Here is a 23,503-nt window from a genome sequence, read left to right as displayed (position 1 = left end):
GTGCCCGCGCGGACGCGACGGCTCAGCTCCAGGCGACCGTCACGATCCGGGTCTCCACGTGCATGCCCAGCGGCACCCGCCAGTCGTCCACGCAGACCGTCCAGGTCCCGCTCCTGCGGGAGCCGGGCGCGACCGGGACCGGCAGCGGCCGCGTCGACGTGATCGTCGCCCAGTCGACGCCGAGCGCGCCGATGATGTGCGTGCCGAGCGTGATCGTCCCCGAACGGACCGCCGTGCCGCCCGAGTTGCGGAACTCGACGGTCACCTTCTCGCACCACCGCCGGTCGGTGGGCTCACGGGCGGGAGGGCTCCAGGCGAGATCCGCGGGAGCGGCGGGGGGCGGGGGAGCCGACGAGGCGGGTGCCGGCCGTGACGGGTCCGGTGCCGGTGAGTGCGGTGCCGGCGGACCCGACCGCCGGGGCCGCGTGCCGCCGTGCTCCGGGGAGTCGGCCCGCGGACGCGTGGCCGAGACCGCGGTGCCGGTGGGTGCGGCCGTGGTGGCGGCCGGTCCTTCGTCCGTTCCGGCCGACCCGTGCGGCGTCCCGGACGGTGAGCCGTCCAGCGGGACCAGCGTCACCGATCCCGTGGGGCCCGAGGGCGACCCGGGTGTCCCCGGACCGGTGCCCACCGCCCCCACCGCCGTGTAGCCGCCACCACCGCCTCCGCACGCCGTGAGTGCGGAGGCCAGGCAGAGTGCGGCCGCCGACGCCGCCGTGACGGCGCCGCGGCGACCGCGCGGTGTCCTGTGGAGAAGCATCGCGCCAGTGTGGCTGACGCTCCGTCAGTAAGGAACCCGTCGGAACCGCTCAGTCCGCGATCAGGCCCTCGCGGAGCTGGGCCAGGGTGCGGGTCAGCAGCCGGGAGACGTGCATCTGGGAGATGCCGACCTCGTCGCCGATCTGGGACTGGGTCATGTTCGCGAAGAAGCGGAGCATGATGATCCGGCGTTCGCGGGGCGGCAGCTTGGCCAGCAGCGGCTTCAGCGACTCGCGGTACTCGACGCCCTCGAGGGCCGTGTCCTCGTAGCCGAGGCGGTCGGCCAGCGAGCCCTCGCCGCCGTCGTCCTCGGGGGCCGGGGAGTCGAGCGAGGAGGCGGTGTAGGCGTTGCCCACGGCCAGGCCGTCGACCACGTCCTCCTCGGACACGCCCAGCACCGCGGCCAGTTCGGTGACCGTCGGGGAGCGGTCCAGCTTCTGGGAGAGCTCGTCGCTGGCCTTGGTGAGGGCCAGCCGCAGCTCCTGGAGGCGGCGCGGGACGCGCACCGACCAGGAGGTGTCCCGGAAGAACCGCTTGATCTCGCCGACGACCGTCGGCATCGCGAACGTCGGGAACTCCACGCCCCGTTCGCAGTCGAAGCGGTCGATCGCCTTGATCAGGCCGATGGTTCCGACCTGGACGATGTCCTCCATCGGCTCGTTGCGGCTGCGGAAGCGGGCCGCCGCGTAGCGCACGAGCGGGAGGTTCAGCTCGATCAGGGTGTCCCGGACGTAGGCACGCTCGGGACTGTCCTCGCCGAGTCCGGCGAGGCGCAGGAACAGGGAGCGGGACAGGGTGCGGGTGTCGAGGCCCTCCGTGGTGCCCGGGACTTCCGGGGTCGGCGGGGTCTCCAGCGCCGGGGCGCCGTCGATGCTGTCGAGCACGTCGATGGCGTCAAGCTCCTTGGGCGCTGCCTCGCTCTTCGTGGGCGTAAGCACCTTCGAGCTGCCCTGTTCTGCGGACATGCCACCCCCTTTGGGTCGCGGGACGGTCGCGGCGACGCCCCTCACGAGGAACGGCGCCTTCACCTGAATACCGGAGCCGGGGCTCCGGCAAACGCGCTTCCCGCAGAATGTCACATGTCGGCAACACGCTGTAGTGACATGTCGACATCCAAAAACCGAATCCGCCCTGGATGCAAGGGGTCTGACGCTTTTTCGACCCCGAACTGTCGGGAACTGTGCTGGTGAGCGATTCGCTCGCGACGGTGATGGCTCGATCCTGCTTGCGGTTATGGCCGCACGAAGTCGCCGGAAGCGTGTCTCGACGCGATAACGGGCCCCGCCGCGGGCGCTGCGCCGGTGCGTACGGCGGCCCGTACGACGGCGTGTGCGACGGCGCGTGCGGCCTCCGGCCGGGGGCTCCGGCCGGACGAGGGGCGGCGGCTGAGCCGCGTTTCCGGGCGGGGCGCCGGAGTGGGCGCCGGGCCGCAGCGTCGGGCCGGGACGGGCCCTCGGGCGGGCGCTGGGTGGGGTGGGGCCGTCGGGCCTGCACCGGGGCCGGGACGGGACCTCAGGTCGGGTGCCGGGCGGGGTGGGGCGTCAGGCCTGGCGGGGGGCCGGGGTGGGGCGTTGGGCCTGGCGTGGGGCCGGGGCGGGCCCTCGGAGCCGGGAGCCGGGGCGGGTTCCTGGTCGGGAGGCGGGTGGGGCGGGTCGCGGGGGGTCAGGCCTCGATGCGGTTCGCCGAGCGCAGGCGCTGGAAGCTGCGGGCCAGGAGCCGGGAGACGTGCATCTGGGAGACGCCCAGCTCCGCGCTGATCTGCGACTGCGTGAGGTTGCTGTAGTAGCGCAGCAGGAGGATCCGCTGCTCGCGCTCGGGGAGCTGGACCAGCAGGTGGCGGACCAGGTCGCGGTGTTCCACGCCGTCCAGGGCGGGGTCCTCGTAGCCGATGCGGTCCAGCAGGCCCGGCAGCCCGTCGCCCTCCTGGGCGGCCTCCAGGGAGGTCGCGTGGTACGACCGGCCGGCCTCGATGCAGGACAGCACCTCCTCCTCGCTGATCCGCAGCCGCTCGGCGATCTCGGCGGTGGACGGGGAGCGGCCGAAGGCGGTGGTGAGGTCCTCGGTCGCGCTGTTGACCTGGACCCACAGCTCGTGCAGCCGGCGCGGGACGTGCACGGTGCGGACGTTGTCCCGGAAGTAGCGCTTGATCTCGCCGACGACGGTCGGCATCGCGAAGGTCGGGAACTGCACGCCCCGCTCCGGGTCGAAGCGGTCGATGGCGTTGATCAGGCCGATGGTGCCGACCTGGACGACGTCCTCCATCGGCTCGTTGCGGGAGCGGAAGCGGGCGGCCGCGTAGCGCACGAGCGGGAGGTTCGCCTCGATGAGCGCCGCGCGCACCCGGCCGTGGTCCGGTGTGCCCGGCTTGAGGTCCTTCAGCTGCCCGAAGAGCACCTGGGTCAGTGCCCGCGTGTCGGCCCCCCGCCGTTTCTCCGGGGGCGGTGCGGGCGCCTGGGCGGGCGGCTGGGGCGTGGGGGGAGCGGGGGCTGGCGCCTCTTCCTGGGGCGGCGCAGAACTGGCCGACACGGTCAACGCCACCTCTTCATCGATCAATCATCCGTCAAAAGCGGTCATAGCATCACAAGACATGTGCACTGTGCGCAAGCACCGCATAACCCCGTGTTGAGAGTGAAAGTTGGCAAGTTGGGGCATAAGACGCGAAAAGGCCCCCCGCCGTTCCGGGCGGAGGGCCTGTCGCCAGAGGGCACCGGACGCTCGCGGCGGGGCGTGCCGCGGCTCAGAACTCGTAGTCGGCGATCACCCACGTGGCGAACTCCCGCCACTGCGCGGCGGCCTCCTGGTGGGCCGGGTGCTCGATGTAGCGCTGGAGCGCCTCCGCGTCCTCGACGGCCGAGTTGATGGCGAAGTCGTGGGCGATGGGGCGGTCGGTGATGTTCCAGCCGCACTCCCAGAAGCGCAGTTCCTCGATCAGGCCGCCGAGCGCCCGGAAGGCGGCGGCGCCCGCGACGGCCCGCGGATCGTCGCGCTCCACGCCCTCGTTGAGTTTGAAGAGGACCAGGTGGCGGATCATGGGTGCTCCCAGGGGGTGGTGCGCTATTTGGCTCCGTCGACGAGCCAGGTCATGAACGTTCCGACGGCTTTGGCGGCATCCGAAATGCCCTCAAATCCTATCTGGACGTAATCGGCCGCCTTGGCCGGGTCTGTGATGATCACGTAGAGCGCGAAGACCACGAGCACGTACGTGGCGATCTTCTTGGCATTCACCGCCACCGCGGCCTCCCCTGTGCCTGCCTCTGCCGGCGTGTCTGCGTAGCCTGTGGACCCTGCTGCCGGCCGCGAGTGTAACCTTCGCGCCCCCCTTGAGGGCCAACGGCCCGCTGGTCGAGGCCCGTTGCCGGGCCGGGGGGCGTGAACGGGGGCGCGTGACGGGGCTGTCCGCGACCGTGGACGCGCAAAGGGCCCCGTCGTTCGACGGGGCCCTTTCACGGCGGTAGCGGAGGGATTTGAACCCTCGGTGACTTGCGCCACACTCGCTTTCGAGGCGAGCTCCTTCGGCCGCTCGGACACGCTACCGAGAGAGACCTTACAGCACGGAGGGGCGTGCTCTGAAATCACCTTTCGGGAGCCCGGGAACGCCGTGCGCACCGGTCCTCGCACGGTCCTCGGCCGTACCTCGGCCGATCCCCGCACGGTCCTTGGCCGGTCCTCAGCGGTTCCGGAAGAACTCCGTGAGCAGGCCGGCGGACTCCCCGGCCAGGACGCCCTCGACGACCTCCGGGCGGTGGTTCAGGCGCCGGTCGCGCACGACGTCCCAGAGCGAACCGGCGGCCCCGGCCTTCTCGTCGCGCGCGCCGTAGACGACCCGGTCCACCCGCGACTGGACCAGGGCGCCCGCGCACATGGTGCAGGGCTCCAGCGTCACCACGAGGGTGCAGCCGGTCAGCCGCCACTCCCCGCGCGCCGCGGCGGCCCGGCGCAGCGCGAGGACCTCGGCGTGCGCGGTGGGGTCGCCAGTGGCCTCGCGTTCGTTGTGACCGGTCGCGAGCACCGTCGTGCCGTCCGGGGACAGCACGACGGCGCCGACGGGGACGTCCCCGCCCCGGACGGCCTGTCCGGCCTCGTCCAGGGCGAGTCGCATGGCGGCCCGCCAGCGGTCGCGTACCGGGTCCGGGGACCCGGCGGCCTCGTGGGAGGTCAGCGGACGGTCTCCAGGACCTCGGCGGCGCCCAGCACCTCGGCGATCTCGCTGAGCGCGTCGTCGCTGAGCGAGAGCAGCTCCTTCGCGCTCACGCCCAGGTCGTCGAGGATCGCGGTGTCGCCCACCGGGCCGGACGGCACGGCGGAGGTGTCGGTGTCGGTGTCCTCGTCGTCCTCGGCCTCCGGCTCGCCGTCCTCGGTGCCGTCGAGATCGAGGGCGTCCAGGTCGACCTCCTCGTCCTTGGGCTCCCTTCCGAGCAGTTCGTCCGTGAGCAGGAGCTCGCCGTACGAGCTGCGGGCGGCAGCGGCCGCGTTGGAGACGAAGACCCGGGGGTCCTCCTCGCCGTCCACGCGTACGACGCCGAACCACGCGTCTTCCTGCTCGATGAAGACGAGCACCGTGTCGTCGGCGTCGGGCGCCGATTCCCTGGCCAGGTCTGCCAGGTCCGACAGGGTCTCCACATCGTCGAGCTCTGTGTCGCTCGCTTCCCACCCGTCTTCGGTGCGCGCGAGCAGTGCGGCGAAGTACACCGTGACTCTCCCACTGGTCCTAGGCGTGCCGGTTGGGGGTCCCCCCGGCGGAGGTTCTGGGCGGGGAGAGCTGGGCTCCGAGCCCACCCACTCGGAATCGTGGCAGAAACAAGGCGTTCAGGGGACGTCTTCGGCTCCCTGTGTCTGGCAGTTCTGATCGCACGTGTGCAAAGAGACCGTCAGCCGCTCGCGTACGGAATCACCAGCGCACTCGTTGCCGCCACCTGCGGATCGTACGCGGGTTTTCCCCGCGGTCCACGCACGGCCTTCCCCATGACGGACCGCAACGCCGCCCAAGCAGTGGATCTTTGCCGGGCGATCGGCCGTACGCCTCCCGCCGTTCCCGCGGTGCCGCCGACGGCTACCAGCGGAACGTCCGCATGCGCATGGCGTGTCGCAGCCGGGCCGTCTTGACGCGGCGCGGCTGGACGCGGTCGCGCAGCGCCCTGGCCTCGGCGAGGTCGCGCAGGAAGCGGGCGCGGCGGCGCCGGCGCTCGGCCTCCGTCTCGCCCTCGGGCGCGCCGTACCCGCGGTCGGCGGATCCTGGCACTTCAGGAAGATCAGACACGGTCACACCACCCCAGTCCGGTCACTCCCACGTTCCCCCGGACGGGGGGATTGATGCCAACGAGAGGCCGGGTGGGTCCGCGCGAGGTGTTCGCGGACGCGGTTACTGTTGTGGACATGCGTCTCCACGTCGTCGACCACCCTCTGGTCGCCCACAAGCTCACCACCCTGCGCGACCAGCGCACCGACTCCGCGACGTTCCGGCGGCTCGCCGACGAACTGGTCACGCTGCTCGCCTACGAGGCGACGCGTGACGTGCGGACCGAGGCCGTCGACGTGCAGACCCCGGTCTCGCGCACGACCGGCGTCAAGCTCGCCCGTCCCCGCCCGCTGGTGGTGCCGATCCTGCGGGCCGGACTCGGGATGCTGGACGGCATGGTCCGGCTGCTGCCGACCGCCGAGGTGGGCTTCCTGGGCATGATCCGCAACGAGGAGACGCTCCAGGCGTCCACGTACGCCTCGCGGATGCCGGAGGACCTCTCCGGACGCCAGGTGTACGTCCTGGACCCGATGCTGGCCACGGGCGGCACGCTGGTCGCGGCGATCCGCGAGCTCATCAAGCGGGGTGCGGACGACGTGACGGCGGTGGTCCTGCTGGCCGCGCCGGAGGGCGTCGAGGTCATGGAGCGGGAGCTGGCGGGGACGCCGGTCACGGTCGTCACGGCGGCCGTCGACGACCACCTCAACGAACAGGGCTACATCGTCCCGGGCCTGGGCGACGCGGGCGACCGCCTGTACGGCGCGGCCGAGTAGCACCCTCCGCGCCCGCGGGAGCGCCGCGGAAAGCGGGCAGGCCGACGACCGGCCCGCACCGCCGCGGCGCCCCCGCGCACGGAGGCGGTCCCGCGCGGCGGCCTCGGATCACACCCGACCGCGGTCGACCGTCGGCCCGCGCACGGTTGGTGGTCCCGCGCGGCGACCTCGGATCACACCCGACCGCAGTCGGCTGCCGGCCCGCGCACGGTTGTGGTCCCGCGCGGCGGCCTCGGATCACATCCGGCCAGAGTCGACCGCCGCCCCGCGCACGGACGCGGTCGGCGCATCCGACCCGGTCCCCGTCCGATCGGCGACGACCGACCGTCCACGAGACCGACCGCCCACGAGTGCAGCGGACCCGTGCCGTCGGCCAGGGCTTCGGCAGTCAGCTGCGACCGGCCCCGCCCATCCGGCGGAGCCGCGCCCGGGTGTGCCGGTGTACTCGCGGCCGAGACCGCCAGCGGGCCGTCACGACCGGCCCCACGCTTACGGCGGAGCCGCGCACAGGGGCCGCCCTCCGCTCCTGGCTCGGGGCACCCGGCCGTTCGTCACGGCCGTCCGTCACGGCCGGCCGCCCATCCGGCGGCGCCGCACGTCGGCACGGCTCGGGGGCCCGGGGCGTCAGCAGTGTTTCTCGGTGGTGTTCGCCGGTGGCTCGGGGTGGGAGAGGGCCGTGAGGGCCTTCGCGGCGGCCGCCTGCGGGGCGAGGGTCTTGAACGCGTCGCCGATGATCAGGTCCACGGCGGCGCCCTTGCGGCCCGTCTCCGTGCGCTGGTCCGAGGCCGTCACCTGGGTGGCCAGCACCGGCAGCGAGGTGTGCAGGGCCGTGGCCGGTCCGAGCAGGACGGCCGTGCCCTTGACCTTGGCGTCGAACTTCGCCGGCGCGTTGCCGACGTCGCCGATCTTGAAGCCGCGCTTCTTGAGTTCGTCCGCGGTGTCCTTCGCCAGCCCCGTACGGGTCGTGGCGTTGAAGACGTTCACCGTGATCTGGGCCGGCTTCGGCAGCACCGCCGAGGAGGTGCCCGCCGCGGGCTTCGCACTGGCCGCGGCCTGCTTCACGCACGCCGTGGTTCCGGCCGCCGCAGCCTCTTTGCCGCCGCCCGTGAAGACGTCGATGAGCTGCAGCGTGCCCCAGCCGACGAGGCCGAGCGCGGTGAGGGAGGCGATCGCGGAGAGGACGAGCCGGGCACGCCGCCGGCGCGGGCGCATGCGAGGGTATTTGTCCCCTGTGATCCGGTACTGGCCGCCCATGCCGGGGGGAGTCAGCATGCTCATGAGCGCAGCGTAGTGCGCCGGGGGAGCGTTGACTAATAGATGATCATCCGACGTCGTGCGGTCCAACCCGAAAGGGGCAACCGGCGTCAACCGGCGGATGACGAAAGGGTGTCGACCGGAGCGGCCGGACGGCCCCGGTCAGCCCAGTTCGAGCACGCGCGCGTGCAGCACCTGGCGCTGCTGGAGGGCGGCGCGGACCGCGCGGTGCAGCCCGTCCTCCAGGTACAGGTCGCCCTGCCACTTCACGACGTGCGCGAAGAGGTCGCCGTAGAACGTCGAGTCCTCGGCGAGGAGGGTCTCCAGGTCGAGCTGCCCCTTGGTCGTCACGAGCTGATCGAGGCGGACCGGGCGCGGTGCGACGTCCGCCCACTGCCGGGTGCTCTCCCGGCCGTGGTCGGGGTACGGCCGGCCGTTTCCGATGCGCTTGAAGATCACACGGAAAGCCTACCGGTCCTGACGTTCCGGGCGCAGCCAAGGCGACCGAGTGCGACGCTGGAAAAGACGTCGTAAAGGTCGACAAAAAGGCGAAACGGAACAGGGGGTCCGACGATGAGTGCCGGTGAAGCCGCCGTGATCGCCGCCGGGTACGCCTTCACCGGTCAGGCCCTGGACCTCGGTGCCGTCCTCTGGGACGGCCGGTGTCGTCCCGACGACCGGGTCCGGATCCCGCTCGCCGTGCTCAACCGGCACGGCCTGGTCGCCGGCGCCACCGGCACCGGCAAGACCAAGACGCTCCAGCTGATGGCCGAACAGCTCTCCGCGCAGGGCGTCCCGGTGTTCCTCGCGGACGTGAAGGGCGACCTGTCCGGCATCGCGCGCCCCGGACAGCGCGACGAGCGGGTGCTGGGACGGGCCGCCGAGGTGGGGCAGGAGTGGACGGCGGCCGGCTTCCCCGCGGAGTTCCTGGCGCTCGGCGGCCTCGGTCACGGCGTCCCGGTCCGCGCCACGATCACCAGTTTCGGCCCGGTCCTGCTCTCCAAGGTGCTCCAGCTCAACCAGACCCAGGAGCAGTCCCTCGGCCTGATCTTCCACTACGCCGACACCAAGGGCCTGGAGCTGATCGACCTCAAGGACCTGCGCGCGGTGGTCGCCTTCCTCACCTCCGACGAGGGACGGCCCGAACTGAAGGACATCGGCGGGCTGTCGACGGCCACGGCCGGGGTGATCCTGCGTTCCCTGACGGCCTTCGAGGCGCAGGGCATGGCGGACTTCTTCGGCGAGCCGGAGTTCGACACGGCCGACCTGCTGCGGACGGCCTCGGACGGCCGGGGTGTCGTCTCGGTCCTGGAGCTGGCCGCCGTACAGGACAGGCCGCTGCTCTTCTCCACCTTCCTGATGTGGCTGCTGGCCGACCTCTTCCACGACCTTCCCGAGATCGGCGACGCCGACAAGCCGAAGCTGGTCTTCTTCTTCGACGAGGCGCATCTGCTGTTCCGCGGCGCCTCGAAGGCGTTCCTGGAGGCCATCACCCAGACGGTGCGCCTGATTCGCTCGAAAGGGGTCGGCGTCTTCTTCGTCACGCAGACCCCGAAGGACGTAGCGTCCGACGTCCTCTCGCAGCTCGGCAACCGGGTCCAGCACGCGCTCCGGGCCTTCACGCCCGAGGACCAGAAGGCGCTGCGGGCCACCGTGCGGACCTTCCCGAAGTCGTCGTACGACCTCGAAGAGCTGCTCACCGGCCTCGGTACCGGAGAGGCCGTCGTCACCGTGCTCGGTGAGCGCGGCGCCCCGACCCCGGTCGCGGCGACCCGGCTGCGGGCCCCGGAGTCCCTGATGGCGCCGCTCGACGCGGCGCAGTTGGACGACGCGGTCCGGGCGTCCGCCCTGTACGGACGTTATGCACAGGCTGTGGACCGGGAGTCGGCCTACGAGAAACTGCGGCGGGCCCGGGAGTCCGCGCCGGCGGCGGCACTCGGTGGGCGGGAACCCGCGCGCGCGGCGGAACCCTCGCTCGTCGAACAGGTGGTCGGCAGCGGGATGTTCAGGTCCCTGGCCCGTTCGGTCGGCACCCAGCTGGGCCGCGAGATCACCCGTTCGCTGTTCGGCACGGCGCGCCGCCGCCGCTGACAGGACGGCCGCCCGGCCCGGCCGGGCCGGGCGGCCCGCACGGGCCGCCCGGCCGTCCGGTGGTTCCGGGGTCAGCCGCGCTTCTGCTGCCGCGGGCGCGGCCTCGGCGGCTCCGTCATCTTCGCCTCGGGCTTCGGCGTGCTGCGGACGGCCTCCGCGCGCAGGAGGGCGCGCAGGACCGCGTACGGGTCTGAGGACATGGCTGTGTTCCTTGCGTAGGACTGACTGACCTGGGGGGTGCGGGACCTGTCGGTCGGTCAGCAGCGCAGGACCACGGTGCGCAGCAGGGGCGTGGCGTACGGCGGCCGCGGTGCCGCCGCGCACGGGGGGCGGCGGCGGTCCGCCGGGTCGGCGGGCGCCGTGCCGGAGAGCGGCGCGGGGCGCTGGGGCACGTCGGCGCGGTGGACGGCGCGGGCGGGGAGCCGCAGCGGGCTGTCGAGGACGTCGTGTTCGGCCGTCTCGGCGGCGGCGGCCGGGGATGCGGCCGCGGTGCGGGATGCGGCCGCGGTTCCCGCACCGGCCAGCAGCAGGGCGAGGAGCAGCACGAGCACCCGCGGCCAGGTGTGTCCCGGCCGCGGGCGCCCGGAGGTGGAGCCGCCGCTCATGGCGGTCATCTCCCCGCGCGGCCCGCGGTGTTCACCGCACCCGGCGTGAGATCCGCTCGCTCGGCGTACCGGTGAGGCGCGAGGTTGACGTCGCTCACAGGGTCTGCGGGATGTGCTTGGCCCGGCCGCGGATGCCCAACGAGGAGACGATCTCCACGATGCCGACGATCACCAGCCAGATACCGGCGACCAGCGTCAGCACGGCGACCGACTCGAACGGCGAGACGATCAGCACGATGCCGGCGATGAAGGTGACGACGCCGAGGAAGGCCATCCAGCCGCGGGCGGGCATCCCGGAGTCGTGCACGGCGGCGATCGTCTGGGTGATGCCGCGGATCAGCCAGCCGATCCCGATCCACAGGGCGAGCAGCAGGATCGACTCCAGCGGGCCGCGGAAGCAGAACAGGCCCAGCAGGATCGACAGCGCGCCGCTGATGAAGGCCAGCACGCGCAGCGAGGTCGTCTTGTGGGTGCCGAACGCGGAGGCCAGCTGGAAGACACCGCTGATCAGCAGGTAGACGCCGAACAGCACGCCGGCGGCGAGCAGCGAGGCGCCCGGCCAGACGAGGACCAGGACACCGAGGATCAGCGAGGCGATCCCGGTGAGCAGGACGGTCTGCCAGGCCGCCTTCGAGAGGGCGTGCAGGGGACCCTCGAAGGGCGGTTCGGGCTCGTGCCGGGAGGCGGTGGCCGTCGGGTGCCCGGCCGTGGGGGCGGTGCCGGGCGGGTGGGCTGAAGCCGAGGCCGGGGCGGCGTGGGCCGTGCGGTCGTCGTCGGCGGGGCCGGTGCTGGGAGGCTCGGTCATGCCTCCAGGTGAAACCTGCGGAGCCGCCGCTGCCAGCAGGAGGCGGCCGATCGGGTGACGGGACGGCTAGCGTCCCGGCTTCTTCTCCCCGGCCTTCGCCGCCTTCGCGGCGGCCTTCAGCTCCTGCTTGTGCGCCCGCACCTTCGCCAGGGACTCGGGTCCGGTGATGTCGGCCACGGACCGGAACGCCTCCGCCTCGCCGTACGCTCCGGCGGCCTCCCGCCAGCCCTTCGGCCGGACCCCCAGCTGCTTGCCCAGCAGGGCGAGGAAGATCTGCGCCTTCTGCCTGCCGAAGCCGGGCAGGTCCTCCAGCCGCGTGAGGAGCTCGGCGCCGCTGCCGACGTCGTGCCACAGGCCCTCGGGGTCACCGTCGTAGTGGTCGACGAGGTACTGGCACAGCTGCTGGATCCGCTTGGCCATGGAGCCGGGGTAGCGGTGCACCGCGGGCTTCTCGGAGAGCAGCGCGGCGAAGGCCTCGGGGTCCTGGGCGGCGATCTCGTGCGCGTCCGGCCCGTCCGTCCCCATTCGTCGGGCGATCGCCGCCGGTCCCTTGAACGCCCACTCCATCGGCACCTGCTGGTCGAGCAGCATGCCGATGAGGTCGGCGAGCCTGCTGCGGCCGAGGAGTTCGTCGGCATCGGGATCCTGGGCGAGCCGCAGGACCGTGGCACCGGCGCTCGTGTCGTTCTCTTCGGGTGTGGCGTCCATGGCTCGATGATCCCGCGCCCGCCCCGGCCCCGCGCGCCCGCGCCGCCCCGGCTCGCGCCGCTCCCGTAGCCCTCGCGTACGATTCCTCCACGATTCAGCTTAGGCAAGCCTAACCTTATGTGAGAGGTGTCGCAGGGTGACCGCCACGACGTACCGAGACCCCTGGGGCATTCCGCACCTGCGGGCGGCCGACGCCCGCGCACTCGCCCGCGCGCAGGGCCGGGTCACCGCCCACGACCGGGCCTGGCAGCTGGAGGTCGAACGGCACCGCGCCCAGGGCACCTCCGCGTCCTTCCTCGGCTCGGCGGCCGCCGCCTGGGACGTCTTCGCCCGCCGGGCCCGCCTCGCGGACACGGCGAGACGCTGCTTCGAGGCGCTGGAGCGACAGGACCCGGAGACGGCGGACTGGGTGCGGGCCTACGTCCGCGGGGTCAACGAGGGCCTGGCCACCGGCGCCGCCCGCGCGCCCGAGTTCGCCCGCGCCGGCCTCACCCCCGGCACCTGGGAGCCCTGGCATCCGCTGGGCGTCTGGCTGGCCACCCACATCCTGTTCGCCGGTTTCCCGGCCAAGCTCTGGCGCGAGCAGGCGATACGGCACCTGGGAGAGGAAGCGGTCCCGCTGTTCGCCACGGACGGTCCGGGCACCGCCGGCAGCAACGGCTGGCTCCTGGCGGGCTCCCGCACCACCACCGGCCACGCCCTGCTCGCCGGCGACCCGCACCGCTTCATCGAGGCACCCGGCGTCTACCAGCAGATCCGCCTCGCCTGCCCGGAGTTCGACGTGATCGGCCTGGCCGTGCCGGGCGTCCCCGGCATCGCCCACTTCGCCCACACCGGTACGGTCGCCTGGTCCATCACCCACGCGATGGCCGACTACCAGGACCTCTACCGCGAACGCCTGCGCCGCACCGCGACCGACGTGACGGCCCTGGACCCGGACGGCACCTGGCGGCGGGCCGAACGCCACACGGAGACGGTGGAGGTGGCGGGCGGCCCGCCGATCGCCGTCGAGGTGCTCGAAACCGCCCGCGGCCCGCTGATCTCGGCCCCCGGCCCGGCCGACCCCACGGACGGCACGGACGGCACGCCGGACACCGACGGCGAAACCGAGGGGCTGGCCCTGAGATACCCGCCCCGCGTCACCGGAGACCTCGGCTTCGGCGCCCTCCTCCCCCTGCTCCGGGCGCGCAGCGTCGCCGACGTCGACCGGGCCTTCGACGCCTGGACGGAGCCCGTCGACGTCGTGCACGCCGCCGACACCGCCGGAGGCGTCCTGCACCGCGTCGCCGGCCGCGTCCCCGTCCGCTCCCGCACCAACCGCCTCCGCCTCGCACCCGCCTGGATCGACGGCCACGCCTGGCAGGGCTGGCACGAGATGCCGTACGGCGAGATCACCGACGGCGTCGCCGTGATGGCGAACCAGCGCGGCCCCGCCACCCCCCTCGGCGTCGAGTTCGCCCCGCCGCACCGCGCCGACCGCATCCGCGCCCTCCTCGACGAGCGCCGCACCTGGTCCGCCGCCGACCTGCCGGCGATCCACACCGACACCCACCTCGCCTCCGCCGCGCCCCTCCTCGACCACCTGGCGGCCCTGGACGGCCTCACCGCCGAGGCCGCCGGACTCCGCGACCTGCTCCTGGCCTGGGACCGCCGGATGGACGCCGACAGCACCGGCGCCGCCGCCTACGCGGCCGTGCGCACCGCGGTCGTACGACGCCTCGCCGCCCACCCCGCCTTCGCCGCCCTCGCCGAACCCCCCGCCGTCCCCGAGGTGCTGCTTCCCTGGCTGGCCCTCACCCCCCGGATCGCGTTCGCCCTCGAACACCTGCTCAGGGCCGAGGAGCTGTTCGGCGTCGACCGGCCCGCCGCCGTCCGCGCCGCGGTGGAGGAAGTCGCCGCGCGCGGGCCCGCCGGCACCTGGGGCGACACCCACCGCCTCGCCCCCTGGCGGGCGCTGCCCGACGGGCCGTACGACGGACCCGCCCTGTCCGGCGACCACGACTGCGTGCTGTGCACCTCCGCCGTGCCCGGCCTCACCGACCTCGCCGCACGCGGCCCGGCCGCCCGGTACGTCTGGGACCTGGCCGACCGCGACAACAGCCGCTGGGTGGTGCCCTTCGGCGCCGACGGCGTCCCCGGCGCCCCGCACCACACCGATCAACTCGCCCTGTGGCTCAAGGGCGACCTGGCCCCGGTCGGCACCGACTGGGACCGGCTGGAACTCGTGGAGGAGACCCATGACTGAGTACACCGTCGACGGCTACGGCACCGTACGGATCCGCCCCCTGGACCCCGAGCGCGACGCGGACGTCGTCCACGCCTGGGTCGCCGAGGAACGCGCCGCCTTCTGGGGCATGACCGGCCTCACCCGCGCCCGGGTCGTGGAGATCTACGCCCACCTGGCCACCCTCGACACCCACCACGCCTACCTCGCCGAGAAGGACGGCACCCCGGCCGCGCTCCTCCAGACGTACGACCCGGCCGCCGACCGGGTGGGCGAGTGCTACGACGTCCGCCCCGGCGACATCGGCATCCACGTCCTGCTCGCCCCGGCCGGACCGGACGGCCCCCGGCCCGGCTGGACGGACGCCCTCCTGTCCGCCGTCACGGAGTTCGCCCTGCGCACCCTCGACCGCCGGCGCATCGTCGTGGACCCGGACGTCCGCAACGAGAAGGCCATCACCCGCTTCACCCGTCAGGGCTTCACCCGCGGCCCGGCCGTCGTGCTCCCCCGGATCGACCTGCCCGACGTCCGGCTGCCGGAGAAGCACGCGCAACTGGCGTTCCTCACCCGGGAGGTAGCCTTCGCGAGTGCTGACCCCCGATGACCTGATCGCCCACTACGGCCTGGAGCCGATCCCCCGCGAGGGCGGCCTGTTCCGGCAGACCTGGGCCGGTCCCGACCGTGCCGACGGCCGCCCCGAGGGCACCGCGATCGTCGGCCTCCTCACCGCGGACGACTTCTCGGCGCTGCACCGCCTGCCCACCGACGAGATCTGGCACCACTACCTCGGCGACCCGCTGCACCTGCTGCTCCTCGCCCCCGACGGCGGCACCCGCACCGCCGTCCTCGGCCCCGACCTCGGCGGCGGCCAGCAGATCCAGCTGACCGTCCCGGCGGGCACCTGGATGGGCGGCCGGGTCACGCCGCCCGGCGCCTGGACCCTGTTCGGCTGCACGATGGCCCCCGGCTTCACCTTCGAGGGGTACGAGCACGGGAACGCGGCCGACCTCACGGCGCGTTACCCCACCGAAGCCGCCCGCATCACGGGACTCTGCCGTCCATGAACCAGCTGTTGGACGGACAGACGGCCCTGGTCACGGGCGCGAGCGGCGGCATCGGACGGGCCATCGCGCTGCGCCTGGCCGAACAGGGCGCGGCGGTCGCCGTGCACTGCCGCACGGCGCTGGCGGCGGCCCGCGAGGTCGCCTCGGCCATCGGCGACCGCGCGGTCGTGGTGCAGGGCGACCTGGCCGACGAGGAGACCTGCCACCGGATCGTCCAGGAGTCCGCGGACCGGTTCGGCGGACGGCTGACCGCGCTGGTCAACAACGCGGCCGTGCAGCCCGTGCAGCCGCTGCCCGGCATGACCGCGGCCGACTGGCGCGCGGTCGTGGACACCGACCTCGGCAGCGTCTTCGCCTGCACCCAGGCGGCCGCCGACATCATGCGCGCCCAGCCCGGCGGCGGCACGATCACCCACATCGCCTCCATCGAGGCGTCCCACCCGGCCGTCGGCCACGCCCACTACAGCGCGGCGAAGGCGGCGGTGGTGATGCACGCGCGGTCCGCGGCCCTGGAGTACGGGCGCCTCGGCATCCGCGTCAACAGCGTCTCGCCCGGCCTGATCGACCGGGAGGGCCTGGCCGACGCGTGGCCGGAGGGCGTGCGCCGATGGCGGGAGGCGGTGCCGACGGGCCGCCTGGGCCGACCCGAGGACGTGGCGGACGCGGTGGTCTTCCTGGCGTCCCCGCTGGCGTCCTGGATCACCGGCCACGACCTCGTGGTGGACGGCGGAGTGTCCGCCCGCCCGACATGGTGACGGCGCACCCCACCACGAGCACCGCACCACAATGAGTGAGGCGGGCCCCGCATCCGTATCAACCGGGAACGCCTGCTTCCGGACTCAGGACGGTGACGTGAGCCAAGAACACGGCCGGCGGTGCACGACGGCCCCCCGCGGGACCCTGCGTGCCCTCGCCCTCCTCGGCAGCCTCCTCACCGCCCTGCTCCTCGCCTCCGCCGCCCCCGCCTCCGCGCACGCGGCCCTGCGCGGCAGCGACCCCGCCGACGGCGCCGTACTGAAGTCGTCGCCCGGCGCCGTCACCCTCACCTTCACCGAGTCCGTCGGCCTGCTCGACGACTCGTTCCGGGTGTACGACCCCACCAACCACCGGGTGACCACCGGCGACCCCGAACACGGCCCCGCCGGCGCGGACACCGCCCGGATCACCTTCCCGAAGCGGCTCGGCACCGGCACGTTCACCGTGGCCTGGCGGGTCGTCTCCGCGGACAGCCATCCCGTCTCCGGAGCCCTCACCTTCTCCGTCGGCGAACCGTCGGCGACCACGGCGGCCGTCCCCACCGGACCCGTCGAGAACCCCGCCACCGGCAGCCTCTACGACATCGGCCGCTACGTCGCCTACCTCGCGGTGGCGCTGCTGCTGGGCGGGACCGCCTTCCTGGCCCTGTGCCGGCCACCGGACCCGGCCCCGCTGCGCAAACCGATCGTGACGGCCTGGTGGACCCTGCTGGCCGCCACCCTCTTCCTCTTCGTCCTGCGTTCCCCGTACGAGGAGGGCACCTCCCCGACGGCGGCCTTCGACCTCACCGCGCTCGGCAGGACCGCGACGGGCCGCCCGGGTCTGGTGCTGCTGGCGAGGGTCGCCCTGCTGGCGGTCACGGCGGGCCTGTACGCCGTCCTCGTCCGCCGCCGCGCGGACCGCTTCCGCCCGTCCTCCCGCCCGTTCCTGGCCACGGCCGCCGTCCTCGCCGTCGCGCTGGCCCTGACCTGGGCAACGGCGGAACACGCCTCGGCCGGCATCCAGGTGCCCCTGGCGATCACGTCCTCGGTGCTCCACCTGCTGGCGATGTCGCTCTGGCTGGGCGGCCTCACGGCCCTGCTCACCGTCCTCCGCCGGACCGCCGCCGGCTCCCTCCCGGCCGCCGTCGTCACCCGCTTCTCCCGGGTGGCCTTCGCCTCGGTGACGGTCCTCGTGGTCACCGGCGTCTACCAGTCCTGGCGCGGCCTCGGCTCCTGGCAGGCGCTCACCGGCACGGCGTACGGGCGTCTCCTGCTCGTGAAGATCGCCGCCGTGATCCTGCTGCTGGCGGCGGCCTCCCAGTCCCGCCGCTGGACGGCCAGGCTGGCGGGCGCGCCGGCCACGGCCGCGGCGACGGCCCGCGACCGCGTCCCGCAGACGGTCGGCGCACCGCCCGAGGCGACCCCGCCGGCCGCGCCGGAGCCGGATCCCGCGCCGGACCACCGGGGCCTGCGCCGCTCGGTCCTCGCCGAGGTCGCGGTCGGGGTCGCCGTCCTGGTCGTCACCACGATCCTGACCGGCACGCTGCCCGGCCGCGCGGCCGCCGAGGCGGCGGACCAGGCGACGGGAGGGGTCACGGCGGGCGGCATCCCGGCCGCCGCCGTCGCGATGGTCCCCTTCGACGTCGGCACCCCGAACGGCCACGGCAAGGTGCAGATCACCCTGGACCCGGGCCGGGTCGGCGCCAACTCCGTCCAGGCGGTCGTCTTCGGCCCCGACGACGGCATCTCGGCCGTCCCCGAACTCCGCCTCTCCTTCACCCTCGCCGCCCAGAGGATCGGCCCCCTGCCGGCCGGCCTCACCGACCGCGGCGGCTACTGGGCGACCGACTCGGTGAACCTCCCGATCGCGGGCGAGTGGACGATGAACCTGACGGTCCGGGTGTCGGACCTGGACCAGGTGACGGTGACGAAGAGGATCCGGATCGCTGTGTAGGGGAGAGCACATGCCCGGACGCTGTCCCTCGGCACGGACCGGCCCGCCTCGGCCCCCGGCGACTCCGGTGAACGGCCTCTGTCATGAGCGGCTCCCGTCTCGCGTCTCCCGTCGCCCGGCGCGGAGACGGACACACGACGAAACGGGACGCCCTCGCGGTCGCGGCCTGGGCGGAACCGGTGGTCACCGAGGAGAGCGCACCGGCTTGGTACGCGGAGTCCGACTGAGACGGAACCCGCGCCGGACGAACCCCGGAGGGCCGGACCGCCCGCGCGGTCCGGCCCCCTGAACCGGCATGGTCAGCCCCGGAACGTCGGCGCACGCCGGGAGCGCGCGGCACGACGCATTTCAGCGGACATACGGACGGCGTCCGGCAGCTCGTCCTCCTGGGACGCCCGAGCCAGATCGATGTACATGAGTGCGGCGGTCGAGTCGTCGAGCCCAGTGCCGTGACCTTCGACTCCCCAGCGGGCGAGGTGGCGTGCCCCCTCGTCCAGGCCGTCCTCGGGGGCGGTGGGAAAGATCTCGCGCAGGGCAGCGTCTGACACGACACCGTGCCCGGTGTCCGCCTCCGATGAGGCCGCGCCTTCGCATGGTCGCGCTTGGCCGCCCCGCCGGGGCGTCGTCGGGTTGTCTGATCGTAATCCCGGCAGGGCGGACGGGGACTTCGTTGATCGACTAGCGTCTACCGCACGAGCGGCCGGCAGGATCCACCGCGGTCACCAGGGGGGACGCGGCAGCGCGTCCGGCCAGGGCGGAGCGCCGCGCGGCGGCAGATCATCACATCAATGAGGGGGAGACGTGGGGGCATTGACCCGGACGTCGACTGAACCGCTGCACGGAGGTCGCCGCCGAGGAGGTGGCGCGGGCCTCAGGGTCGGTGCGGCCGCCACGATTCTGGCCGTCGCGGGAACGGCCCTCCCGCTCGCCGTGGACGCGTCGCCCGCGTGGGCGGCTCAGGCGGCGACCGCGGCGGACTCGTCCCAGGAGGTCGTGATCCCGCCCGCCGGTCGGGCCACACCCCGTGTGGACACCCCGCTGGCGGCGGGCAGCACCGGTTTCCTGCACCAGCAGGAGGGCCGGGACGGCTACACCTGGACCGACTTCGCGAGCGGCACCTCGACGCAGGTGGCCGGCCTGCAGACCCTGCCGGCCAACGCGGTCGTACGACCCGTCGGTGCCGGCGGAGACCTGCTCGCCATCTCACCGAGCCCGGCCCGGGGCGCCGCCTGGTACACCCTGCTCGATCCGCACACCGGCGAACGTCGGGAGACGCAGCTTCCGGCCGGCTACACGTTCCGGGGGACCGTCGCGGGCAAGGTGCTGGCGCTGGAGTCCGCGACCAGCACCACCAGCTCCGCCGGTGTGCTCCTCGACACCGGCACCGATCCCGCGCAACCGCTGCAGATCACCGGCCTGCCCGCGGGTGCCCAGCTGAGCAGCCTCTCCCTGCAGGAGGGCGCCACGGACGACCGCGGCGCGGTGATCTCCTTCCGGCAGGACGGCGCGTACCGTTACGGCCTGCTGGACCCCGCGACCGCCGTGATCACCCCGCTCCCGGAGGCGATGAGCGGCCAGGGCCTGCGCATCCTGCTGAGCGCCGACCGCATCGCCTGGTGGGCGCACGGCTTCACCGGGCTGCGCTGGCTGCCCCGCGGTGACGTGTCCTCGGAGACGCAGGAGTTCCCGCTGCCCGCCGACGCGGCCCCCGTGGCCCTCCTCGGCGGCACCCTCCTGACTTCGGGCCCGGACACCACCTCGGGCACCACGCTCGGCCGGCGGCTGACGTCCAGGCCGCTCGACGGCGGGGAGCCGACCACCGCACTCGACCACATCGCGCTCGTGTCGGACTACCCACCGCAGACGGCGGACGGGAGCGCCCTGTTCGTCGGCGGCTCCGGCACCGGCGACTGGGCGGTGCACCGCTTCACCGCCGGCCCCGACGGGCCGCCGGCGCACGAGGTGGTCCAGCCGCTGCCCCCGGTGATCGCCAAGGTTCTGGGACTGAACCTGTTCCAGGGCACCCTCAACCGGGTGGACAGCGTGGACGGCAGGCTCTCCCTCTACCAGCAGGACGTCGGTACCGGGCCGATCCCGGTCGCGGGAGCGGCCAAGCCCCTGCCGGCGGGCATGTCCTCTTCCGCCGTGCGCTGTGCGACGGGTGAGGACTGCGTGCGGACCGTCGAGGGCAACTGGTACGGCCTGTCCTTCCTGTCCGAGACGGCAGGGCGGACCTACCTGGAGACCCGCGTGGACGCCTACACGTCGCACATGCAGGTGCCGTTGCCCGGCAGTGGCGGCGAGGTCCGGGACGCGTCGTACGGGTACGTGGTGGTGGACGGCGGGTCCCCGAGAACCCAGTATCTGGTCGACGTGGGCGACGAGAAGGTCGTACGCAGCCGCCCGGTGCAGGCCGCGGCGCTCTGGTACTCCACCCTGTGGAGCGCGACCCCCGGCAGCCCCGGCACGCTGACGGCGGAGCGGCTGACCGGGGACGCGGCCACTCCCGGCAAACCCGTCCGCACCGTGCGGACCGGTGCCGCCTGCGTGCCCACCGAACTGCAGGCGACAGCGCGTTGGCTCTACTGGTCCTGCGGTGCCGACAAGCAGGCCGGGGTGTACGACCTGACGAACAACCGCGGCTTCGCCGTGCCGTCGGGCCCCGCCATGCTCGGTGACGGCTACGTGGTCCGGCACGACCGGGACGCGGGCGAGCTCAAGCTGACGGACTTCCACACCGGCAGCCCGCTCGCGGAGCGCTCCATAGCCGCCCTCCCGGCCGGAACGCTCGCGGACGACCGCAGGATCACGTGGACCGTGGACAAGTACAGCGGCCACATCGCCTACGTGGACGCCGATCGCCGCGTGCACGTGAGCGCGGACGGGGTACCGGACTCCGCTCCGGTGATCGGGGAGGCGTACACCTCCGGGAGCGTCGCGCCGAGGACCACTTCGTCGTACTACTCGACCTGGACGGCGTCGTTGCTGCTGAGCCGCCCCGTGGACTCCTGGGAACTGGACATCGTCCAGAAGACGACCGGGCGCCGGGTGGCTGTGGTGAGCGGTGGGGCCGCACGCGGTGTCAACGGCATCTCGGCCTCGTGGAAGGGCCGGGAGCCGAACGGTGCCCCCGCCCCGAGCGGTCTCTACACCTGGCAGCTGACCGCGAGGTTCGACGGTGGAACCGCGCCGGTGCGGGTGGGCAGCGGCGGCCTGGACGTGATGTGCGGCGCCTTGCCGACCCATGTCTACGACTGTGACGGGTTTCCGGACATGGTGGCGGTCCGGAAGGACGGCCGGACCGACTCATGGGAGGGGCATCCCAAGGGGCACTTCTACAACCGCAGCTACACCGCGGACTGGCCCACCTCCTCCACCCTGGTGCCGGCCGGCGACCTCAACGGCGACGGGTTCGCGGACATGCTGGTCCGCAACTCCACCGGCGAACTGCGCGCGTACTGGGGCTTCGGGCAGGTGTACTTCGCCCGGGGAACCAACAAGTCCACTGTCATCGGCAAGGGCTGGAACACGTACAACGTGCTGACGTCGTCCGGGGACCTCAACCGTGACGGCCGGTCCGACCTGCTGGCCCGTGACCGGTCCGGAGTCCTGTGGTTCTACGCCGGCACCGGCAAGGGCACGTTCAAGTCCCGGGTGCGCGTCGGCACCGGGCTGTCCGGTTATACGGCGCTGGTGGGCGTGGGCGACCTCAATGGCGATGGAGCCGGAGACCTTCTCGGCCGGGACAGGGCCGGGAACCTCTATCGCTGGTACGGCAACGGAAAGGGCGGCATCGGGGGGCGCGTGAAGATCGCCTCGGGCTTCAACGCCTACAACGCCCTGGTCGGTGTCGGCGATCTGACTCAGGACGGGCGCGACGACCTCGTCACCCGCGATGCCGCGGGCAACCTGTACCGCTGGGCGGGCAACGGCAAGGGCGGCTTCGGCGCACGCGTGAAGATCGGCAGCGGCTGGGGCGTCTACAAGGCGCTGTACTGACGGTCCGGAACCGCGACCTCCAGACCTGCACCTCCACCGGGAGCCGCAGGCCTGACGAGAGCGACTGCTCCCACCGCCTCCGCTTGTTAAGCTGCGAGAACGGCCCCTGACCAGGAACATCGGTCGGGGGCCTTCCCCATGCACGGTGCCTGCTGGTGACCGTGGATCCCCGTGAGGTCCCGGTCCGTCGGGCCCGGACGGGGCACGCTTCAGTCGCCCTGGAACCAGATCGCGGATCTCACGGAGAGCAACGGCAGCCTCCTGCTCATTCATCAGAGCATCCCCGTACGGATCCACGGCGGTCAGCCGCCCAGTCACTCCGAGCAACCGGAGTGAGCCGATTGCACCGGCCAACGCGTCCCCCTGCCCGTACGAACTCTGCAGCAGGGTCGCGCGGGACTTGCGCCAGTTCCGGGTTGGCCGTGCTGAGTGCGGCTCCACGTTTATCCCCGCGGGCTCATGATGCCTGCTACGGAGGCTCAGCATCTGATCCGCAGATCCATGTAGAGGCACAGCTCTTCATGAGACGAGTTCAAGTCACGTGGCGTGAAACCGTCCTCTCGTCGTGGCGCGGCGGGGCTTTACATGCTCATTGGGTGGTTTAAGCAAGAAACCCTCTGATGTTGCTCAAATATGTTGATCATTCCGTCAAGATCGATATTGTTCATCTCGCTCCACCGAGCTACAGCCTTGACGGCAACACCCTCGTCCAGACCAAAAGGGAGCACGGCTGACCGTGATGGCCGGATAGGCGCATCTCGGCTTCGATTTTGAAAGGTTGCGGAATGGATGCTCTAACCGTTCTGGCGTCGGCCGCTTTCGGCTCCATCGTGTATCTCACGACTTTCTCGGCTGTGAGGTGGCTGAACCAGCTGGCGTCACGCACCAAGGTCGTGGGCCTTGTGGTGATCGGCGTGGTTCTGTGCGCAGTCATCGGAGTAGTCGCGTACGCGAGCCAGAGCGTCACGGTCGGATTCATCGTGGGTGCCGGCATTACGCCGCCCGTACACCGGTGGATCCTGCAACGACGCAGGCAGGTCGCTAGTTCCTGACCTTTCGGCGAACCGAAGTCCGACGCTTCCTTCCGCTCCCGGGAGCGGATCGCGGCCGGCGCGGACTGGGCGGGCAAGGGATACGTCTTCGCCTCGCCGACCGGACAACGACGAAGGGCCCCACTGCGAACAGTCGAACCCGGCCGCCGGAGACAGCCCGAGCATCTCGCCGATGTCGGCGGGGTTCAGGGGCGGCGTCGAGCAGCTCCGTCAGTTCGTCCTCCGCCGGGCCGCCCGCGGCGGTG

The 23,503-nt window shown here is 72.9% G+C and carries 25 protein-coding genes and 1 tRNA gene; 10 read left to right on the top strand and 16 right to left on the bottom strand.

Features of this window, described 5'->3' with window-relative positions:
• Positions 1 to 22 precede the first annotated feature (22 nt).
• Entirely contained in the window at positions 23 to 265 is a 243-nt protein-coding gene (locus tag ACIRQ9_RS00925; protein WP_404165750.1) for a hypothetical protein, read from the bottom strand.
• A 196-nt stretch (positions 266 to 461) separates the two neighbouring features.
• Between ACIRQ9_RS00925 and ACIRQ9_RS00920 the strand changes: the two genes are divergently transcribed.
• Positions 462 to 647 (top strand): hypothetical protein, encoded by a 186-nt coding sequence (locus ACIRQ9_RS00920; RefSeq protein ID WP_404165748.1) that lies wholly within the window; start codon positions 462 to 464, stop codon positions 645 to 647.
• Positions 648 to 806: 159 nt separating this feature from the next.
• Here the strand turns inward: ACIRQ9_RS00920 and ACIRQ9_RS00915 are convergent, their stop codons facing one another.
• From ACIRQ9_RS00915 to ACIRQ9_RS00880, 8 genes are all read right to left on the bottom strand, one after another.
• The gene (locus ACIRQ9_RS00915; RefSeq protein WP_404165746.1) at positions 807 to 1,721 is read right to left on the bottom strand and encodes an RNA polymerase sigma factor SigF; all 915 of its coding nucleotides are present in this window, start codon (positions 1,719 to 1,721) and stop codon (positions 807 to 809) included.
• Positions 1,722 to 2,418: 697 nt separating this feature from the next.
• On the bottom strand, positions 2,419 to 3,288 hold the full coding sequence (locus tag ACIRQ9_RS00910) for an RNA polymerase sigma factor SigF (protein WP_351317819.1): 870 nt from the start codon (positions 3,286 to 3,288) through the stop codon (positions 2,419 to 2,421).
• A 205-nt stretch (positions 3,289 to 3,493) separates the two neighbouring features.
• A complete protein-coding gene (locus ACIRQ9_RS00905; protein ID WP_404165744.1) occupies positions 3,494 to 3,787 on the bottom strand; it encodes a Dabb family protein in 294 nt (97 codons plus the stop codon).
• Positions 3,788 to 3,810: 23 nt separating this feature from the next.
• The gene (locus ACIRQ9_RS00900; RefSeq protein ID WP_351316217.1) at positions 3,811 to 3,987 is read right to left on the bottom strand and encodes a hypothetical protein; all 177 of its coding nucleotides are present in this window, start codon (positions 3,985 to 3,987) and stop codon (positions 3,811 to 3,813) included.
• Between the two features lie 218 nt (positions 3,988 to 4,205).
• A tRNA-Ser gene (locus ACIRQ9_RS00895) sits at positions 4,206 to 4,290 on the bottom strand.
• Between the two features lie 133 nt (positions 4,291 to 4,423).
• Positions 4,424 to 4,855 carry a tRNA adenosine(34) deaminase TadA gene (gene tadA, locus ACIRQ9_RS00890; protein WP_404165742.1) on the bottom strand — a complete coding sequence of 144 codons (432 nt, stop codon included), beginning with the start codon at positions 4,853 to 4,855 and terminating at the stop codon, positions 4,424 to 4,426.
• Between the two features lie 56 nt (positions 4,856 to 4,911).
• On the bottom strand, positions 4,912 to 5,445 hold the full coding sequence (locus ACIRQ9_RS00885; protein WP_404165740.1) for a hypothetical protein: 534 nt from the start codon (positions 5,443 to 5,445) through the stop codon (positions 4,912 to 4,914).
• Between the two features lie 361 nt (positions 5,446 to 5,806).
• Positions 5,807 to 5,995 carry a hypothetical protein gene (locus ACIRQ9_RS00880; protein ID WP_351316209.1) on the bottom strand — a complete coding sequence of 63 codons (189 nt, stop codon included), beginning with the start codon at positions 5,993 to 5,995 and terminating at the stop codon, positions 5,807 to 5,809.
• Between the two features lie 134 nt (positions 5,996 to 6,129).
• On the opposite strand from ACIRQ9_RS00880, the gene upp reads away from it, so the two are divergent.
• Positions 6,130 to 6,765, top strand: a complete 636-nt coding sequence (gene upp, locus ACIRQ9_RS00875; RefSeq protein ID WP_404165738.1) for a uracil phosphoribosyltransferase — start codon at positions 6,130 to 6,132, stop codon at positions 6,763 to 6,765.
• Positions 6,766 to 7,389: 624 nt separating this feature from the next.
• Here the strand turns inward: upp and ACIRQ9_RS00870 are convergent.
• On the bottom strand, positions 7,390 to 8,043 hold the full coding sequence (locus ACIRQ9_RS00870) for a LytR C-terminal domain-containing protein (RefSeq protein ID WP_404165736.1): 654 nt from the start codon (positions 8,041 to 8,043) through the stop codon (positions 7,390 to 7,392).
• 138 nt (positions 8,044 to 8,181) lie between these two features.
• Entirely contained in the window at positions 8,182 to 8,478 is a 297-nt protein-coding gene (locus tag ACIRQ9_RS00865; protein WP_003955420.1) for a type II toxin-antitoxin system VapB family antitoxin, read from the bottom strand.
• A gap of 114 nt (positions 8,479 to 8,592) precedes the next feature.
• On the opposite strand from ACIRQ9_RS00865, the gene ACIRQ9_RS00860 reads away from it, so the two are divergent.
• A complete protein-coding gene (locus tag ACIRQ9_RS00860; protein ID WP_404165735.1) occupies positions 8,593 to 10,110 on the top strand; it encodes a helicase HerA-like domain-containing protein in 1,518 nt (505 codons plus the stop codon).
• A 71-nt stretch (positions 10,111 to 10,181) separates the two neighbouring features.
• Here ACIRQ9_RS00860 and ACIRQ9_RS00855 read toward each other — a convergent pair whose 3' ends face one another.
• From ACIRQ9_RS00855 to ACIRQ9_RS00840, 4 genes are all read right to left on the bottom strand, one after another.
• The gene (locus ACIRQ9_RS00855; RefSeq protein WP_404165733.1) at positions 10,182 to 10,310 is read right to left on the bottom strand and encodes a hypothetical protein; all 129 of its coding nucleotides are present in this window, start codon (positions 10,308 to 10,310) and stop codon (positions 10,182 to 10,184) included.
• A gap of 57 nt (positions 10,311 to 10,367) precedes the next feature.
• Entirely contained in the window at positions 10,368 to 10,724 is a 357-nt protein-coding gene (locus ACIRQ9_RS00850; RefSeq protein ID WP_404165731.1) for a hypothetical protein, read from the bottom strand.
• Positions 10,725 to 10,809: 85 nt separating this feature from the next.
• Complete coding sequence (locus ACIRQ9_RS00845; protein ID WP_404165730.1) at positions 10,810 to 11,520, bottom strand: HdeD family acid-resistance protein; 711 nt, start codon at positions 11,518 to 11,520, stop codon at positions 10,810 to 10,812.
• 66 nt (positions 11,521 to 11,586) lie between these two features.
• The gene (locus tag ACIRQ9_RS00840) at positions 11,587 to 12,228 is read right to left on the bottom strand and encodes an HhH-GPD-type base excision DNA repair protein (RefSeq protein ID WP_404165728.1); all 642 of its coding nucleotides are present in this window, start codon (positions 12,226 to 12,228) and stop codon (positions 11,587 to 11,589) included.
• Between the two features lie 136 nt (positions 12,229 to 12,364).
• Between ACIRQ9_RS00840 and ACIRQ9_RS00835 the strand changes: the two genes are divergently transcribed.
• From ACIRQ9_RS00835 to ACIRQ9_RS00810, 6 genes are all read left to right on the top strand, one after another.
• Entirely contained in the window at positions 12,365 to 14,473 is a 2,109-nt protein-coding gene (locus tag ACIRQ9_RS00835) for a penicillin acylase family protein (protein WP_404165726.1), read from the top strand.
• Positions 14,466 to 15,056, top strand: coding sequence for a GNAT family N-acetyltransferase (locus ACIRQ9_RS00830; RefSeq protein WP_404165724.1), 591 nt, complete (start codon positions 14,466 to 14,468; stop codon positions 15,054 to 15,056). The genes ACIRQ9_RS00835 and ACIRQ9_RS00830 overlap by 8 nt, the downstream gene beginning before the upstream one ends.
• Entirely contained in the window at positions 15,043 to 15,516 is a 474-nt protein-coding gene (locus ACIRQ9_RS00825) for a cupin domain-containing protein (RefSeq protein WP_404166381.1), read from the top strand. Before ACIRQ9_RS00830 ends, ACIRQ9_RS00825 begins: the two co-directional genes overlap by 14 nt.
• The gene (locus tag ACIRQ9_RS00820; RefSeq protein WP_404165722.1) at positions 15,513 to 16,271 is read left to right on the top strand and encodes an SDR family NAD(P)-dependent oxidoreductase; all 759 of its coding nucleotides are present in this window, start codon (positions 15,513 to 15,515) and stop codon (positions 16,269 to 16,271) included. The genes ACIRQ9_RS00825 and ACIRQ9_RS00820 overlap by 4 nt, the downstream gene beginning before the upstream one ends.
• A gap of 31 nt (positions 16,272 to 16,302) precedes the next feature.
• Positions 16,303 to 18,207, top strand: coding sequence for a copper resistance protein CopC (locus ACIRQ9_RS00815; RefSeq protein ID WP_404165720.1), 1,905 nt, complete (start codon positions 16,303 to 16,305; stop codon positions 18,205 to 18,207).
• A gap of 83 nt (positions 18,208 to 18,290) precedes the next feature.
• Entirely contained in the window at positions 18,291 to 18,434 is a 144-nt protein-coding gene (locus tag ACIRQ9_RS00810; protein ID WP_404165718.1) for a hypothetical protein, read from the top strand.
• Positions 18,435 to 18,506: 72 nt separating this feature from the next.
• Here ACIRQ9_RS00810 and ACIRQ9_RS00805 read toward each other — a convergent pair whose 3' ends face one another.
• Positions 18,507 to 18,755, bottom strand: coding sequence for a hypothetical protein (locus tag ACIRQ9_RS00805; protein ID WP_404165716.1), 249 nt, complete (start codon positions 18,753 to 18,755; stop codon positions 18,507 to 18,509).
• A gap of 478 nt (positions 18,756 to 19,233) precedes the next feature.
• Between ACIRQ9_RS00805 and ACIRQ9_RS00800 the strand changes: the two genes are divergently transcribed.
• On the top strand, positions 19,234 to 22,206 hold the full coding sequence (locus ACIRQ9_RS00800; protein ID WP_404165714.1) for an FG-GAP repeat domain-containing protein: 2,973 nt from the start codon (positions 19,234 to 19,236) through the stop codon (positions 22,204 to 22,206).
• Positions 22,207 to 23,503: the final 1,297 nt, after the last annotated feature.

Source organism: Streptomyces sp. NPDC101237 (genome assembly GCF_044767465.1).
In the GTDB taxonomy this organism is placed as follows: domain Bacteria; phylum Actinomycetota; class Actinomycetes; order Streptomycetales; family Streptomycetaceae; genus Streptomyces; species Streptomyces gramineus.
Note: the sequence above shows the minus strand (reverse complement) of the source record. Positions and strands in the feature narration are given on the sequence as shown.

Bases quoted from the DNA above. Each gene is read 5' to 3' on its own strand.
- ACIRQ9_RS00915 (WP_404165746.1), bottom strand. From the start codon at position 1,721: ATGTCCGCAGAACAGGGCAGCTCGAAGGTGCTTACGCCCACGAAGAGC.
- ACIRQ9_RS00905 (WP_404165744.1), bottom strand. From the start codon at position 3,787: ATGATCCGCCACCTGGTCCTCTTCAAACTCAACGAGGGCGTGGAGCGC.
- tadA (WP_404165742.1), bottom strand. From the start codon at position 4,855: ATGCGACTCGCCCTGGACGAGGCCGGACAGGCCGTCCGGGGCGGGGAC.
- upp (WP_404165738.1), top strand. From the start codon at position 6,130: ATGCGTCTCCACGTCGTCGACCACCCTCTGGTCGCCCACAAGCTCACC.
- ACIRQ9_RS00870 (WP_404165736.1), bottom strand. From the start codon at position 8,043: ATGAGCATGCTGACTCCCCCCGGCATGGGCGGCCAGTACCGGATCACA.
- ACIRQ9_RS00860 (WP_404165735.1), top strand. From the start codon at position 8,593: ATGAGTGCCGGTGAAGCCGCCGTGATCGCCGCCGGGTACGCCTTCACC.
- ACIRQ9_RS00855 (WP_404165733.1), bottom strand. From the start codon at position 10,310: ATGTCCTCAGACCCGTACGCGGTCCTGCGCGCCCTCCTGCGCGCGGAG.
- ACIRQ9_RS00850 (WP_404165731.1), bottom strand. From the start codon at position 10,724: ATGACCGCCATGAGCGGCGGCTCCACCTCCGGGCGCCCGCGGCCGGGA.
- ACIRQ9_RS00845 (WP_404165730.1), bottom strand. From the start codon at position 11,520: ATGACCGAGCCTCCCAGCACCGGCCCCGCCGACGACGACCGCACGGCC.
- ACIRQ9_RS00840 (WP_404165728.1), bottom strand. From the start codon at position 12,228: ATGGACGCCACACCCGAAGAGAACGACACGAGCGCCGGTGCCACGGTC.
- ACIRQ9_RS00830 (WP_404165724.1), top strand. From the start codon at position 14,466: ATGACTGAGTACACCGTCGACGGCTACGGCACCGTACGGATCCGCCCC.
- ACIRQ9_RS00820 (WP_404165722.1), top strand. From the start codon at position 15,513: ATGAACCAGCTGTTGGACGGACAGACGGCCCTGGTCACGGGCGCGAGC.
- ACIRQ9_RS00815 (WP_404165720.1), top strand. From the start codon at position 16,303: ATGAGTGAGGCGGGCCCCGCATCCGTATCAACCGGGAACGCCTGCTTC.
- ACIRQ9_RS00810 (WP_404165718.1), top strand. From the start codon at position 18,291: ATGAGCGGCTCCCGTCTCGCGTCTCCCGTCGCCCGGCGCGGAGACGGA.